Annotated in this window: 16 protein-coding genes, 1 tRNA gene and 1 pseudogene; 12 read left to right on the forward strand and 6 right to left on the reverse strand. The window is 43.8% G+C overall.

All coding sequences use genetic code 11. From position 1 onward, the window contains the following. Window positions 1–109 precede the first annotated feature (109 nt). A complete protein-coding gene (locus tag TOCE_RS00935; protein WP_013275019.1) occupies window positions 110–352 on the reverse strand; it encodes a DUF1540 domain-containing protein in 243 nt (80 codons plus the stop codon). Window positions 353–491: 139 nt separating this feature from the next. On the opposite strand from TOCE_RS00935, the gene TOCE_RS00940 reads away from it, so the two are divergent. The 3 genes from TOCE_RS00940 (at window position 492) to TOCE_RS00950 (ending at window position 2,001) form a co-directional block, all read left to right on the forward strand. Next, window positions 492–680, forward strand: coding sequence for a hypothetical protein (locus TOCE_RS00940; RefSeq protein WP_041423812.1), 189 nt, complete (start codon window positions 492–494; stop codon window positions 678–680). 26 nt (window positions 681–706) lie between these two features. Beyond that, window positions 707–979 (forward strand): spore coat protein, encoded by a 273-nt coding sequence (locus tag TOCE_RS00945; protein WP_041423813.1) that lies wholly within the window; start codon window positions 707–709, stop codon window positions 977–979. A gap of 209 nt (window positions 980–1,188) precedes the next feature. Continuing rightward, window positions 1,189–2,001 carry a lipid II flippase Amj family protein gene (locus TOCE_RS00950; RefSeq protein ID WP_041423814.1) on the forward strand — a complete coding sequence of 271 codons (813 nt, stop codon included), beginning with the start codon at window positions 1,189–1,191 and terminating at the stop codon, window positions 1,999–2,001. Between the two features lie 46 nt (window positions 2,002–2,047). Here the strand turns inward: TOCE_RS00950 and TOCE_RS00955 are convergent, their stop codons facing one another. Continuing rightward, window positions 2,048–3,439, reverse strand: coding sequence for a hypothetical protein (locus TOCE_RS00955; protein WP_013275021.1), 1,392 nt, complete (start codon window positions 3,437–3,439; stop codon window positions 2,048–2,050). A 363-nt stretch (window positions 3,440–3,802) separates the two neighbouring features. Here TOCE_RS00955 and TOCE_RS00960 point away from each other — a divergent pair. Then, window positions 3,803–3,877 (forward strand) — tRNA-Thr (locus TOCE_RS00960). Window positions 3,878–3,970: 93 nt separating this feature from the next. On the opposite strand, the pseudogene TOCE_RS12545 reads toward TOCE_RS00960, so the two are convergent. Then, window positions 3,971–4,696 (reverse strand): annotated as a pseudogene (locus TOCE_RS12545) (site-specific integrase). A gap of 215 nt (window positions 4,697–4,911) precedes the next feature. On the opposite strand from TOCE_RS12545, the gene TOCE_RS00970 reads away from it, so the two are divergent. The 7 genes from TOCE_RS00970 to istB all read left to right on the forward strand — a co-directional run bounded on the left by TOCE_RS00970 (window position 4,912) and on the right by istB (window position 10,096). Then, complete coding sequence (locus TOCE_RS00970) at window positions 4,912–5,250, forward strand: ArsR/SmtB family transcription factor (RefSeq protein ID WP_013275022.1); 339 nt, start codon at window positions 4,912–4,914, stop codon at window positions 5,248–5,250. Between the two features lie 113 nt (window positions 5,251–5,363). Then, entirely contained in the window at window positions 5,364–5,684 is a 321-nt protein-coding gene (arsD, locus tag TOCE_RS00975) for an arsenite efflux transporter metallochaperone ArsD (RefSeq protein ID WP_013275023.1), read from the forward strand. Beyond that, on the forward strand, window positions 5,684–6,571 hold the full coding sequence (locus TOCE_RS00980) for an ArsA family ATPase (RefSeq protein WP_013275024.1): 888 nt from the start codon (window positions 5,684–5,686) through the stop codon (window positions 6,569–6,571). Before arsD ends, TOCE_RS00980 begins: the two co-directional genes overlap by 1 nt. Next, complete coding sequence (locus tag TOCE_RS00985) at window positions 6,555–7,457, forward strand: ArsA family ATPase (RefSeq protein WP_245523155.1); 903 nt, start codon at window positions 6,555–6,557, stop codon at window positions 7,455–7,457. The genes TOCE_RS00980 and TOCE_RS00985 overlap by 17 nt, the downstream gene beginning before the upstream one ends. Before the next feature lie 122 nt (window positions 7,458–7,579). Then, window positions 7,580–7,804 carry a hypothetical protein gene (locus tag TOCE_RS00990; protein ID WP_222927259.1) on the forward strand — a complete coding sequence of 75 codons (225 nt, stop codon included), beginning with the start codon at window positions 7,580–7,582 and terminating at the stop codon, window positions 7,802–7,804. Between the two features lie 295 nt (window positions 7,805–8,099). Next, window positions 8,100–9,329, forward strand: a complete 1,230-nt coding sequence (gene istA, locus TOCE_RS00995; protein ID WP_013275027.1) for an IS21 family transposase — start codon at window positions 8,100–8,102, stop codon at window positions 9,327–9,329. Beyond that, window positions 9,326–10,096 carry an IS21-like element helper ATPase IstB gene (istB, locus tag TOCE_RS01000; protein ID WP_013275028.1) on the forward strand — a complete coding sequence of 257 codons (771 nt, stop codon included), beginning with the start codon at window positions 9,326–9,328 and terminating at the stop codon, window positions 10,094–10,096. Before istA ends, istB begins: the two co-directional genes overlap by 4 nt. A 47-nt stretch (window positions 10,097–10,143) precedes the next feature. Here istB and TOCE_RS01005 read toward each other — a convergent pair whose 3' ends face one another. The 3 genes from TOCE_RS01005 to TOCE_RS01015 all read right to left on the reverse strand — a co-directional run bounded on the left by TOCE_RS01005 (window position 10,144) and on the right by TOCE_RS01015 (window position 13,388). Then, window positions 10,144–11,034: an IS3 family transposase gene (locus TOCE_RS01005; RefSeq protein WP_342606904.1), complete on the reverse strand. Its 891-nt coding sequence runs from the start codon at window positions 11,032–11,034 to the stop codon at window positions 10,144–10,146. Between the two features lie 2 nt (window positions 11,035–11,036). Next, entirely contained in the window at window positions 11,037–11,720 is a 684-nt protein-coding gene (locus TOCE_RS01010; protein ID WP_013275030.1) for a helix-turn-helix domain-containing protein, read from the reverse strand. Window positions 11,721–11,969: 249 nt separating this feature from the next. Beyond that, window positions 11,970–13,388 (reverse strand): glycosyltransferase family 2 protein, encoded by a 1,419-nt coding sequence (locus TOCE_RS01015; protein WP_013275031.1) that lies wholly within the window; start codon window positions 13,386–13,388, stop codon window positions 11,970–11,972. A 293-nt stretch (window positions 13,389–13,681) separates the two neighbouring features. On the opposite strand from TOCE_RS01015, the gene TOCE_RS01020 reads away from it, so the two are divergent. Next, entirely contained in the window at window positions 13,682–14,599 is a 918-nt protein-coding gene (locus tag TOCE_RS01020; protein ID WP_013275032.1) for an ABC transporter substrate-binding protein, read from the forward strand. The last annotated feature ends 5 nt before the right edge of the window (window positions 14,600–14,604 follow it).

The raw sequence follows: 14,604 nt of genomic DNA on the forward strand, positions 1-14,604 counted from the left end.
TTCTTTAATTTTACTAAAAAGCTGATGATTTTTGTACTACCTTTTGCAAAAAAAGACTGTCGACAGTTACTTTGTCGACAGTCTGAGCGCACCGGGAGGTGCGCTATTTTTATTTTCTGTATACCCCGTCGATATTCTTGGCTGCGTTCTCCGACTCGACGAAAGTTTTGCAGCAGGTCTCCATGCACGAGGATACCGGGGTCTGGGGAGCGTTTGAAGCCTGGGGGGCGTCAAAGCTGTCGGGCATCCGGTCTCCTAACTTATCGGAAGTGATCATGATTTCCGAAGCATCGCAGATATTGCCGCTTTTCCAGTAATGGCAGTTGGATACGCTGCAGTGAATCCTGGCCATCTTTATACCTCCTTTTAATTTTTTTTTTTCAATTATAATTTCCCTTATTTAGCGTTCGGTTATGCTTGAAAATTTTTATAGAATGAAGATAAATCTTTGAGGAAATTCTACTTATAGAAGTTTTTTTGGAGGTGAAAAAATGAAGCAGAATCTGGCTGCTCACGAAGCACTGGAGCTTCACGAAGTCCTTTCTCTTAAAACCCTCTACATGCAAAAGGAGATAGCATACCTCGACATGGCCCAGGACCCGGACCTGAAAGATTTAATAAAAACCGGTCTCATCGAGGGTCGACAAATGATTACCGAACTCCAGCAGGCCATCGGATAACATAATAGGTAAAGGGAGGGCTTGAAATGATCGATGATAGGGCGATAACGCTCGACCTTCTGAATACGGCCAAGGCAGAGGTAATGGCATATGCCAGGGCGGTGAACGAGGCTGCCAACCCCCAGCTGAGGGATGTTCTGGCAAAGCAGCTGCAGAAGGCTCAGGAAGCTCATGAGAGGATTTTCAACTTCGCTAAAAAGAAAGGCTATTACAACGCTTACGCCTCACCGGACCAGATGCTGAACGGCGATATCCAGAACGCGACCCAGCTGCTTAACCAGATTACAAACCTGAGGTAGACGAAAGGCCGGGCGAAAAGTTACTCCCGGCCTTTAAAGTTATTCTCCCTGCCTCGAAAGTGGAAATAGTGAAGTTGCCTCCTTCCTTAAAACTATGAAAGCCCTTTAGGGGTACAAGACTGAGCAGCATGCTTGATTTACTCTCAGGGCCGGGTTATAATATGCAGGAAGAGAATATCCGGTAAGTTTTCGAGTTAAGGGGTTAAAAAATGGAGGAAAACGTGGAAAAACTGATTGCGGTTATTCTTTTTACGGCAACCATACATATGATCGACACCCTGTCCTATTCAGTGAGGCTTGCAGGTATTAGGACCAAAAGGCTTGCCATGGCTTTATCCCTTTTTAATATAATCGTTCTGGTGGCGAGGACCGCCAATATGATACAGGCGCCTCTGCTGGGGAGCATCGTGGACAGGGCCATAGCCGGGGGACAGGTGGGTATGCTGCTCAAGGGCTTCAGGATAATAATACTCTCGGCAACAGTAGGGAGTATTATCGGGGCGGCACTGATACCCAGCTTTGTGGAAATTTTTTCAAAGGGGATAATGGCCTTAGAGCGGGCAGGGTCCGTGCCTGGCCTGCTCGGTACCGTGGTATATCAGGGGTCCTTCAGAAAGATCAGAAGGAGCTTAAAAAAACCGGGTGTCGGCATCTTGAAGACCCTGAAACTGGACCGGATTCCACCGACCTTTTTACTGCTGAATCTTTTTATTACCTCCGTATCGACCATTGGAGTGCTGGCGGCCATTTATGCCGGAGCCCTGGTGCCGGACTACCGCATCACTGCCAGCCAGCTTTCGGGAATTATAAACGGAGCCGCCACCATCCTGCTTGCCGTGGTCGTCGACCCTCAAGCTGCCATGATCACGGACCAGACCCTGCAGGGCCTGCGGGAAAGGCAGGAGGCGAATACTATGGTGGTGCTGCTGGTGGCCGGCAAAATACTCGGGACTTTATTAAGCCAGCTCATTTTCCTGCCAGCGTCCCAGATAGTCGTATTCATAACAAGAGCTATAGTCTAGTCTAATACGAAATTAAATGGCGGGGTTTTAGCCCCGCCATTTTTGACTACATCAGGAACAGTACCGCAACGATTGTGGATACCACTAGGCCGATGGTGACTGGTATGAAGTTTTTACGCACCAGGTCCAGCACGGGTTCCCCCGCTATACCCGCTACGGCCACCAGGGAGCTCCAGGCGATAATTGTACCGCCGCCGGACCATACTGCGCCCATTTGTCCTATAGCTGCCAGCGCCGATGCCACCGACTGATTGCCGGCGGCCATGGCTCCTGCCAGCGTGCCGGTCAGAGGCAGGCCTGAGAAGCCGGATCCGTCAAGCCCCGTGATTATGCCGATTATCAGCATGCCGAAGGCTGCCAGGAACCCATGGGCTGGTATTAAGTCGGCCAACATCTTGCCGATGTCAAACAGGTAACCGGGAGCCCCTTCACCCATGATTTTCACCACAGCCTCGGGGTTGCCCAGGAAGAAGAATCCCGCTATGGGAAGTATCTGTCCCATGACTTTAAAAGCGAACACGAAGCCGTCGGTCAGGTGATCTGCTACTTTGTCGAGCCCCATTGCACCTTCCACCAGCAAAGTGGCTACAGTCATGATGAGGACAGCAGCACCGCCGAGGAGTGCGGAAGCATCGCCGCCTTTTATATTAAAGCGGAACATTGAAAAGATCACCGCCGCTATGGCGACTACAAGAAGCACCGCGAGAAACGGAGCAAAATTTTGTCCCTTTCTTTCTTTTGCGTGAACCTGCATGGCCGCATCGACTTCGCTGGAAGCCGCCGCCTCTTTCATTCCCTCAGGCCTGAATTTTTCAATATCTTTCCTCATCATGAGATAAGCTATTATAATTGCAGTAATGCCGGTGACCAGCGAGAGGATAGCGCCGTCACTCGTGACCAGCGGTACGGGTATACCCGCGGACTTGGCAGAAAGACCGGGAGCACCCTGGATGACGAAGTCACCCGAAAGTGCCATTCCCTGCCCGGCCAGAGCTATGGCAACAGCTGCGGCCATCGGGGGAAGTCCGGATTTTACCGCCGCCGGTAATAGCAGCGCACCGATCAGAGGCACTGCGGGTGTAGGCCAGAAGAACAGTGATATGATGTACGTGGATAATACAAGGATCGCGTAGCTGATTAATGGGGATACCATCAGCTTTCTCAAAGGAGATACTAGAAGCTCATCCGCTCCGGTGACGCTCAAGGATTTCAACATTGCAACCATAAGGCCGATTATAACGAATATGCTTCCGAGTTCCGAAAGGGCCGCCAGGTTTGCCTTAAATACCACCGTTACCGCACCCACAAGGGACCCCGTAAATATCATACCTATAAGGAATGTAGAGAGGATGCACGGGATAACCACATTTCTCCTGAGGATCATGGTGATAACGACCGCCAGGGTTCCCAGAGCGTAAATCCAGTGGGCAAGGGTCATCAAAAATCCTCCTTTAATATATTAATTGCAGGCATAACGCTTTTATCCCCACCTTTGTGTTTTTTCATTTGACGGTTTATCACCCCTCCGCACAAATTAAATAAAAATATATAATTCGACACGCATATTGAATTCTCCTTTAATCGCAATAATTTATATTTATAAAATATAATATGTGATGTATAATCATACTGTTACTCTGTAAATAACCAAGGCTTCAACTAATAAAATATGCGTTTCGTAAAAATAAGTTATTAAAATATTATACAGCTTTCGGAAAAATATGACAGGTACGCAATAAATTTAGTAGCCTTATAAAATTATTGACTTAGCGCTGTGAACAGAGTAAAATATATATGTCGGGCTGATGTGGCTCAGTGGCAGAGCAGCGCACTCGTAATGCGCAGGTCGTGGGTTCGAATCCCACCATCAGCTCCAGAGAACATAAGGCTTCCGGGATTTTTTCCGGAAGCTTTTTAGTTTAGTTTCCGCCCAGTTTCATCCCAAAATAAAAAACCCGGAAATTCGGGATTATTTCTGCAGCTGTTCCAGTTTCTCGACGGCTGTCCTCTGCATACCGGGCATAAGGTGTGAGTATTTATCATAAGTTATCCTCACACTGCTGTGTCCGAGCCTTTCTGATATTATCTTAACGTCCACGCCGGCCTTCAGAAGCAGGCTGGCGTGAGTGTGTCGAAGGCAGTGGAAGTTAAGCTTGGGCAGGCCGATTCTTTCAAGGAATTCGGAAAACCAGCTGCTTATGGTATCGGGATGCATGGGGAGGCCGTTGTCCTGGCAGAAGACCAGGTCGTAATCATTGTAATTCGGTCCAAGAAGCAGCTTTTTCTCGTGCTACTGCTTTCTGTGGTTTTTCAGTACTTTTATAACATCTTCGGAGACATCTATATTCCTTCTGCTGTTTCTTGTTTTCGGGGCTTTAAAGAATATTCCTTTTTCCGGGGTATATCCTATTGTTTGTCTCACCTTGATTATCTTTTGCCTTTCGTCTATATCCTTCCATCGCAATGCCAGCAACTCACCCCTTCTCATTCCTGTCCTGACGGCAAGAAAGAGAAGAGCATAATAGGGAGTTTCTTTTGCTTTTTCCAGCATATAATTTACCTGCTGCTCGTCCAGGACTTTGACTGTCTGGTTAATGTCAATTTCATCGTCGGGGTCGTATGTAATAAGTTCCTTTTGAATTTTGGGAAGCTCGACCGAGTCCGCAATATTATAGGGTATAAGCTGCTGTTTCACTGCTGTGTCTAGAGCTTTATGTATTACCCTGTGATGGTATACAAGACTTACCTGTGACAAAGTACCTCTTTTGGATTTTCTAGTTTTATAAGTCTTTAATTTTAATTATTATCGTTTGTTAAAATACAGAAAGACTATTGACATAATAGGATTAAAGAAGTAATATATGAGTGTAATTGAATATAATCATATAAATTATATAGGCGGGTGGTATATTGGTATTAGTCGTGATTTTAAAGGCATTGGCCGATGAAAACAGGTTAAGAATACTAAATCTTTTGAGAAAGGGAGAGCTGTGTGTATGTGAAATTGAAGCAATATTGGAAATTACCCAGTCGAATGCTTCGAGGCATTTGAATAAATTAAAAAATGCCGGCATTATCACGTATGAAAAAAAGTCCCAATGGGTTTATTACAAAATTAATGAGACATTCGTCAAGGATAATGCCCTGCTCTTTGATTACCTCAATAATTACATGGATAATAACAGCCAATTTCTAAAGGATCTACAAAGGTTAAAAGAATATAAAAATAACCGCATCACCTGTGCATAACTGTAAAAATATGATGGTGCTTTGTAAGCAAGAGGCCTCGATGCGGCGCTGGTATGTTATAAATGAGGATAAGCAAATAGTATAAGCTGAATATAACAAAGAGGAGGATTGCCATGAAGATAGAATTTTATGAACCACCCATGTGCTGTCCTACAGGGCTTTGCGGGCCAACTGTTGATGAAAAGCTGGTTAAGCTAAATGAAAACATTGAATTCTTGAAAAAGAAATACCCGGGTATTGAAATCCAAAGGTACATGATTACACAGCAGCCATTGAAATTTAAGGAAAATCAGAGCGTCTACAAGCTAATACAGGATAAAGGTAAAGAAGCATTACCCATAACAACTTTCAATGGCGAAGTTATAAAAGTAGGCCAATATCCCTCTTTAGAAGAAATGGAAAAGAAAATAGAAGAAAGCGGGAGGCAAGTTTAATGAGAACTAAATTTATTTTCTTTTCGGGAAAAGGTGGTGTAGGTAAAACATCAATGGCCTGCGCCACCGCCATATATTATGCCGATCAGGGGAAAAAGACATTAGTCGTAACTACCGATCCTGCTGCGAACTTATCAGATGTATTTGAACAAGAAATCGGACATAAGGTAACAAAAATTAATGGAATAGAGAACCTGTATGCTATGGAAATCGATCCTGACAAAGCTACGGAAGAATACAAGGAAAGATGCCTTGCACCTATGCGGGAGCTTTTTGACGAGGAAATGTTAAAAATTGCAGAAGAACAATTGAGCGGCCCCTGTACGGAAGAAATGGCAGCCTTCGATAAATTTATTGACTTTATGGAAGAAGATTCTTACGACATGATAATATTTGATACAGCCCCAACCGGACATACAATCAGACTCCTGGAACTACCTGTAGATTGGAGCAGGCACATTGAAGAAAGCTCCAAAGGCAGCGGTCAGACCTGTATGGGGCCTGTAGCTTTGATACAGGAGAGTAAGAAGAAGTACGATGATGCCGTCTCAAAATTAAGGGACCTGGAGCAGACGGATTTTATATTTGTCATGCAGCCGGAGGAAACTTCGCTGAAAGAAACGATAAGGTCTATAAATGAACTAAAAGAAATCGGAATAACTACAACCAAAATTATAGTCAATGGGCTAATACCAAAAGAAGAGGCAATCAATCCCTTCTTTAAATCCAGGTACGATATGCAGCAGACTTATCTTAGTAAAGCAAAGGATATTTTTAATAACATCCCCATTCAGACAATGGAGCTTTTTGATTCCGAACTAAGAGGACTAGAGATGTTCAGAAAAGTTGCCCGGAGGTTATTTGAAGGAAGTGATGTGCATGAGTAATATTGAAAAACTCATCTACCCTCAAAACGGGAAGAGAAAAAATATATTTTTTTCAGGAAAGGGCGGCGTAGGTAAAACTTCGATTGCTTGTATTACTGCAGTGCAAACCTCTAAAAAAGGCTTTAAAACCTTATTGATAACTACCGATCCTGCTGCTCATATAGGAAATGTTCTGGATAAACCGGTTATGGATGAAATTACAAAGATAGATGGGGTAGAAAATCTATATGCTGTAAAAATCGATCAAAGAAAAGCAACCGAAGAATATAAAAACGCGATATTAGAAGATGCCAGAAAAAAGTTTGACATAAACACGGTAAAAGCCATGGAAGAAGAACTCAACTCACCCTGCACCGAGGAAATGGCAGCCTTTCAAAAGTTTATCGATTATGCCTGTGAAGAAAATTTTGATGTGATTGTATTTGATACCGCACCCACCGGACATACATTAAGACTCCTGGAACTTCCTTTAGATTGGAGCAAACAGATACAGTTGAAGGCTGGGTTAACTGCAGAAATAAGTGAAGCCGACAAGGCCCAAAAGGAAAGATTCGATAAAGTCATAGAAATGATGAAAGATAAAGAAACAACTACTTTTAGTTTCGTCATGTATCCTGAAAAAACACCCATCATTGAAGCCTATAGAGCTTCAAAAGAGCTGGAGACAATAGGGATAAAGACCCAGCTTGTTGTAGTCAATATGATAATACCGGAAGAACAGGCTATTACGCCTTTCTTTAAAAATAGAAGAAATATGCAGATGAAGTATATCGAAGAAATAAAAGAAAGGTTTAAAGAAGCGGAAATTTTACAGGTACCGCTTTTTGAAAAGGAAATTAAGGGTTTAAAAATGTTAACGCAAATATCCAAAATTTTATTTAGCTAGGAGGATACAAAATGAATGAAAAAGTAAAAGTGGAAATATTCGGAATAAGAGATATGGCTGCAGCAAGCGGCTGAGGGTGCAGCAGCAGCGGGGGCTGTAGCCCTGCAAAAACAATGGGAGAAATGTATGATGAGTTTGTAGAATTCATTCAAAATAGTGATGTAAAAGACAAGGTTGATATTAAGTTTATAGATGTAATGGAAGATAGCTTGGATGGATACGATGCGGTTAAAACCATGCTGGAAAAAGGCTATGGTATGCCGCTAACAGCAGTCAATGGGAGATTAAGGTTTTACGGTGGGATATCCAACGAAATGTTTTATGAAGAGATAAAAAAACACCTTTGATGTCACCCTGCCATAAGCTATTGCGCTTTTTCTTTTTGGAAACACTGGTGGCCGGATGTGGTTAAAGAAAAATTCCCCAGGCACCGTGAACTGCCCCCTGTCAAGTAGACAGTGGAAATAATATAAAATCTATTCAAAGCACCAATCAAAAATGGTTGGTGCTTTCTTTATGCTGCATACCGGCAAGATAGTGTCACCGCCGGTGTATAATTGACCCAGGAGCAACGAAAAGGAATTGACCCACCCCCTGGCGAAATATCCCTCTGATACCAGCCAAAAGATCGGAGGGAAATAAGTGCTAGGGAGTGGATCTATTATCATGTTACACGAATTAAGAGCAATGGGCAAGAGCATCCGTGCAATTGCACGAGAAACAGGCCGTTCAAGGAATACGGTAAGAAAATACTTAAGGGCAGAGGGCATTCCCGAAAGGAAGCCGCATCCCAAAAGAGGATCAAAGCTCGATCCATACAAAGATACCATTCAAGAGCTCATAAATCTTGGTATATTCAATTGCGAAGTTATCTACGAAAGAATCAAAGAAGAAGGCTATACCGGCGGCCGCACTATCTTAAGGGACTATGTAAGACAATTTAGACCCCCAAAACAGGTTCCTGCCGTATGCCGCTACGAAACCAAGCCCGGCCAGCAGGCCCAGGTCGACTGGGGCGAATACACCTACATTGACGAGGAAACCGGCGAAATACGTAAGCTTTACGTCTTCGTCATGGTACTGGGTTACTCCAGAGCCATATACGTAGAATTCACAAACCGCTGCGACATACATACCTTCATCCGCTGCCTGATCCGCGGGTTTGAATACTTCGGCGGAGTGACCGACATAGTCCTTACCGACAGAATGAAGACCGTAATACTTGGCACCGGAGAAAACAGAAAGCCCATATGGAACTCCATCTTTGAAGACCTGGCTGTAACCCTTGGATTTACCCCTAAAGTGTGCAGAGCACGACGTCCACAGACCAAAGGCAAAGTAGAAAGCGGAATAGACTTTGTCAAAAGCAACTTCCTGCCGGGTAGGAAGTTCATAAACTACGGTGACTTAAACCACCAGGCAATAGTGTGGTGCGAAAAGAAAAACAGGAGGATTCACGGCACCACCGGGGAAAAGCCTATTGACCGCCTGAAGGAAGAAAACCTCAAACCACTCCCTGCCTCTGACAGATACCAAAAATTCCTTGAAGAAGTAAGGAAAGTCCACAAAGACGGCCTCTTGAGCTTTAACGGCGTAAGATACGGCGTTCCCTGGCAATATAGCGGAAAAGAGGTGGTTGTAAGGGACAAAAACGGCAAAATCGAAATCCTCTATGATGGGAAGGTGATAGCAACCCACGAAAAACATTATCGCTCAAGGACCATCGTTTTCCTCAAAGGTCAGTATAAGGGTCTAAAAGAAGCCGAAGGCATGTTCTATCCTAGACCGAGGGCTATCAAGTTATCTTCCCTGGAAGTTGAGAAGCGTTCTCTGGGGGTTTACGAAAGCCTCCTGGAGGTGGGCACAGTATGATAGACCTTGAAAAAGCTCGGTCCCACCTTGAAGAACTGGGGCTTTTAAACGCAGCATCTTTCCTTGACGCCCTCCTTGAAAGAGCTCAACGCCAAAATAGCACGTATCTTGATTTCTTAAATAACCTGCTCGAGGCTGAACTTGCTGAAAGGCAAAGGCGGAATATCGAGGTAAGGTCAAAACTTGCCCGGCTTCCATACCGCAAGACTCTAACCGAATTTGACTTTGCCTTCCAGCCCAGCATCGATGAAAAACTGATAAAAGAGCTTGCCACAATGGCCTTTGTCCACCGGGTAGAAAACGTAATATTTCTTGGCCCGCCTGGAGTAGGGAAGACGCACCTTGCCGTGGCTCTTGCTATAGAAGCCCTATCTTGTGGTATATCAGTCTACTTCACGAGTCTTTCTAGGCTCATTGAGGACCTCAAAAAGGCATATAAAGAAAGCCGGTTAGAAAGGCGAATGAGGATCTACACTAGGCCCAAGCTCCTTGTAATCGATGAAGTAGGCTATCTTCCATTAGATGGCCTTGGCTCGAACCTCTTTTTCCAGCTAATAAGTGCCCGATATGAAAAGGGGAGCATAATACTTACCAGCAACAAAGGCTTTGGAGAATGGGGGGAGCTCATGGGAGACCCTGTACTTGCTACTGCAGTGTTGGATAGACTATTACACCATGCCCACATAATCAACATAAGGGGCAACAGCTACCGCCTAAAGGACAGGCTAAAGACCGGGTTGTATGGTAACCAACATAATAATGCTTAAATTTAAAAAAAGCCAGGGTGGGTCAATTTAAAATCGCTGAAAATGGGTCAATTTAAATCCGCTATTGACAGATAGTTGCGATACTCAATTGGCGTCATGCATTTTAAACGTTTCTGATATCTCCTTGTATTGTAGTAATCTATGTATTCCTCAATCGCTTTTTTCAAGCTATCATAGTCATCAAACTTATGTAAGTAATACATCTCCGATTTCAGAATTCCCCAGAATCCCTCCATAGGGCCATTATCTATGCAGCGGCCTACCCTAGACATACTCTGGGTCATTCCTGCCTTATCCAGTTTTGACTTAAAGGTTTTATTGGTATATTGGAAGCCACGGTCACTATGGAAGATGGGTTTTGCATCAGGATGGCTAGCAACTGCCAAATCAAAAGTCTCAAACACAAGTGCATTGTTGTTTGAATGGCCAATAACGTAAGATACTATGCTTCTATCTGCAAGGTCAAGAATTGCGCTAAGATATGCTTTCTGGCCATTACCATATTTGAATTCCGTTACATCCGTAAGCCATTTCTCACATGTATGTTCTGCCTTGAAATCCCGATTTAGTACATTCTCTGCGATAACTTCTGGAGTTGACTTTATGTAGTTATATTTCTTTTTCCTGCATACTGATTTTAAACCCATTACTTTCATCAGTCGATAAATTCGTTTATGATTAACCTTAAGTTGATGTTCACGGCGAAGCTTGATTGTCATTTGCCTGTAACCTAGTATACCATCTCTTTCCTCGTATGCTTCCCTGATAAGAACAAGCAGCTTCTCATTTTGAAGTTCATTTTGGCTTTTTTCCCTATGTCTCCACTTGTAGTAGGCAGATCTGCTGATTCCTGTGATTTTACATAGAGCTGAAACAGGGTAGTGTTTTTGTTCTAAAAGCATCTGGATAACCAGGTATATTTCTTCATGCTTAACCAGGCTTAATACCGCCCCCCTTCTATTTCTTGGAGTTTTTTTAGGACTTCGTTCTCCATTTCAAGCCACCTATTCCTTGCTTCCAGAAGCTTGTTCTGGGCTTTTAACCTATCCATCTCTGTAAATTCATCTTCAGATTTGCGTTTGCCCCTTCTATCAATTAGGGCGTCTACACCGGATTTATCGTATTTTATTACCCAACTGCGAACCTGTTGATAGGAAACCTGATATTTCTCGGCGGTTTCAATGTAGTTTCTGTTATGCTCTAAACAGTATTTTACGATTTGTATACGTTCTTCCAATGTGGTATTACGTCCTTTGGTCATGATTGGTTTTCCTCCTGATCCCGAAGATTTTAGCCTCTCATGACCATTATACTTCAAAACCCAATCGGATAGTTGCTTTGTTGAGCGAATTTTATATTTCTTGCATATATCTAGTTTTGAAGCATTACCTGAAAGATATTCCTTAACGGCTGTATATTTCAGTTCTTGGGAATAGCTTGTATTTTTTGAGGAAGTAATTAATCCCGATTCTCCCATTGCTTGATAGTTAGAAATCCATCGCCGTACTGAAGAATGGTCAACATTATATTCTTTTGCTATCTGCCTTTGGGTTTTCCTGCCTTTTAGATAATCTTTTACAGCAGATAATTTTTGCTCAAAAGAAACTTTTGGTTTTCGACTCATAAACTAAGCCCCCCTTGAAGTAACAGTTTTTATTATTTCAATTGTCTACTACAAGGGGAGCATATCAAAAAGTGGGGATTTTATTTTGCAACTCTGTCCATTTTAATTATGCAATAAACATTCAAGGTGCAAATGAAACATGAAAGAACATATAAGCCCGTCTATGAAAAGACCCTGGTGGTTTATTAATAAACACAAAGTAGTCCGGTAAAAAATATAAACCCTCCGAGTTTTCGGAGGGTTTATGTATTACTGACTATGCATTGTTGGCGCTATATCCGTTGCCTCACGGGTTCGCGGGGTCTTGCACCATGCTTTCGGCTGCCGGTTTAGGGATCTGAGGACTATTGCGCATGAATATGGTAGCGGCAAAAGGAAGGCCGCCACCGGCAATATGAGTAGTTCAATCAATGCCAGCAGTTTTTTAGTAAGCCCCCTGCTCTTCATATACCCGGAGTATCTGAAGTAGATGTAGTATGTAAATCCAAAATAGATGAATACGAAGGATTTTAAAATGTACTGTAAAAATTCCGGGAGCATTACAGGCTTAATCAGGCCTTGCAGTGATAAAAGCAGTATAGTAGGCGGTACCAGCACCGCTAGCTGGTATAGGACCCACTCCACCTCGCCCTTCAAAAGCAGTGTTCTTATAATCCGGTTCCTCTTTGCATTGTCGTAGCCTGAGGCATCCTTAAATTTTTCCACTACCTGTATATGTCCCGAAGCCCATCTCAGGCGCTGGCGGAAAAAGGCCCGGTAGCTTTGCGGCGTCTGCTCGGTGCTGACATAGGGAAAGTATTCGGGCCACGCGTTCCGCTCCAGGAAGGCCCGCACGCCGATTTCCAGGTCTTCGGTGAGGGCATTGAAATCAAAACCGCCTATTTCCTTCAGGAGCTTCGACTCTATAAAAAGGTTTGTTCCCCCGACGAAGGGCAGCTGCCTCATCAAAACCGGCAGGTACCACTCGTGGGCCAGAGCCTGGTATAAGGAAGCTATCTTGGTTATGGGGCTTAGGAAGAAGAAGTTCCGCACCTGAAATACCGGCCCCTGCCAGATGAGGTCTTTTTTGTCCGAAATGAGCCACCGGTAGGCTATGTAAAGCAGCACGTCCAGCTCGGGGTGGCTTTCGGCATCGTAAAAACCGCAGATATCCGAATTTTTGTCGATAAAGGAAAGCCCGTAGTTTAGCGCCCTACCTTTTGTGGACGGGACGGCACTTCCCGTGCAGGTACCTCCAAAATATCCGTCAAAGTCGTAGGGTACTATGACGTGCTTCAGGATAGGGGCGCTTTTCCTTTTCCTGAATTCCCGGATCTTTGCTTCTACTACCTGCTGGGTTGTAACGGGTTCTCCCTTTTGGAGTTCCTTCTCGTCGGTAATTACTATTATCTCCAGCAGGTGGTGGGGGTAGTTCAACCGGGCCAGGTGTTCTATCGTCTGCCCTATTACTTCCGCTTCCTCCCGGGCGGGGACAAGTATGGAGAACATCGGCAGTTTCTTTTGCTTTTCCCTGGCCAGTTTTTTCAATTCGAAAAGCGTTATGAGTCTTCTGCGGGACCAGTAATGCTTTTTAGCATAATGCTGCCACAGGAAGTATCTTAAGAATAATAGAAAGAAAAAGATGTAAAGCCCGACACTAAAAAGGTATATCTTTTCCGGGAGTGTCATTATATCCCCCCTGTTATGTTCACTTTTCGTATTTAAAAGACATGCCAAAATACATTATATACTTAAAAAAACGCAAAAGAAAGTTACTTATAGAACAAAAACCTGATGACAGTTATAATATTATGCTATATTTAATCTTAAATGCCTTTTAACACAAGTTTCTTTGTGAAATTCACCTATTTTCTTTCGTTTTCTGCGTTTAAAGAAAAATAAGGAAGGATATTGAAATTTTTTATAGAATTAAAATATTAGCTATATGTATAACTAAGCATAACGGTCAAAGGAGGTAAATCATGTACAGGATAAGAATCTGTAAAATTGTTTTTTTACTCGTTCTTTCTCTGACCCTAGGTGTATTTTTGGCAGCTTGCGGGCAAAAGGCACCGTCGGAGGGGAATTTAGGAAAGAATTCAGAGAGCGGTGAGGTTATCCTTGCTACCACCACCAGCACTCAGGACAGCGGACTCCTGGATGTACTTATACCTATCTTTGAACAGAAGACTGGGTATAAAGTGAAAATCATTCCGGTTGGTACCGGTCAGGCACTTGCCATGGGAGAAAAAGGTAACGCCGATGTGATGCTGGTACATGCTCCGGAGGATGAGATTGAGCTGGTAGAAAAGGGTGCAGCCATAAACAGGCGGCTCGTTATGCATAATGATTTCGTGATCGTGGGGCCGGCAGAAGACCCTGCGGGGATTAAAAATGCTAAAGATGCTGCGGAAGCTTTTAAACTAATTGCAGAAAAAGAAGCCCTCTTCATCTCCCGGGGAGATAATTCCGGCACCCATAAAAAAGAACTGGATATCTGGAAAAAGGCCGGAATAGAAAACCCATCGGGCAAGTGGTATCAGTCTACAGGCCAGGGGATGGGTGCAACCCTTGACGTAGCCTCCGAAAAAAGCGGATATACCCTGACCGACAGGGCTACATATCTTGCCAAAAAGGATAAGCTCCACCTTGTCATACTGAAGGAAAAGGACGGGTCGTTGATCAACATCTATCACGTGATGCAGGCTAACCCCGATTATGTAAAACAATCCAATCCCGATGCGGCCGGGATGATAAATGTAGAGGGAGCGAGGGCTTTTGTGGAATTCATGGTAGCCCCTGAGACGCAGAAGATAATAGGTGAATTCGGGAAGGATAAATTCGGTCAGCCGCTTTTTATCCCCGATGCCGGCAAAAGCGAAGATAATATTCTCGAATAGCGAGC

Source organism: Thermosediminibacter oceani DSM 16646 (assembly GCF_000144645.1).
Taxonomy (GTDB): Bacteria; Bacillota; Thermosediminibacteria; order Thermosediminibacterales; family Thermosediminibacteraceae; genus Thermosediminibacter; species Thermosediminibacter oceani.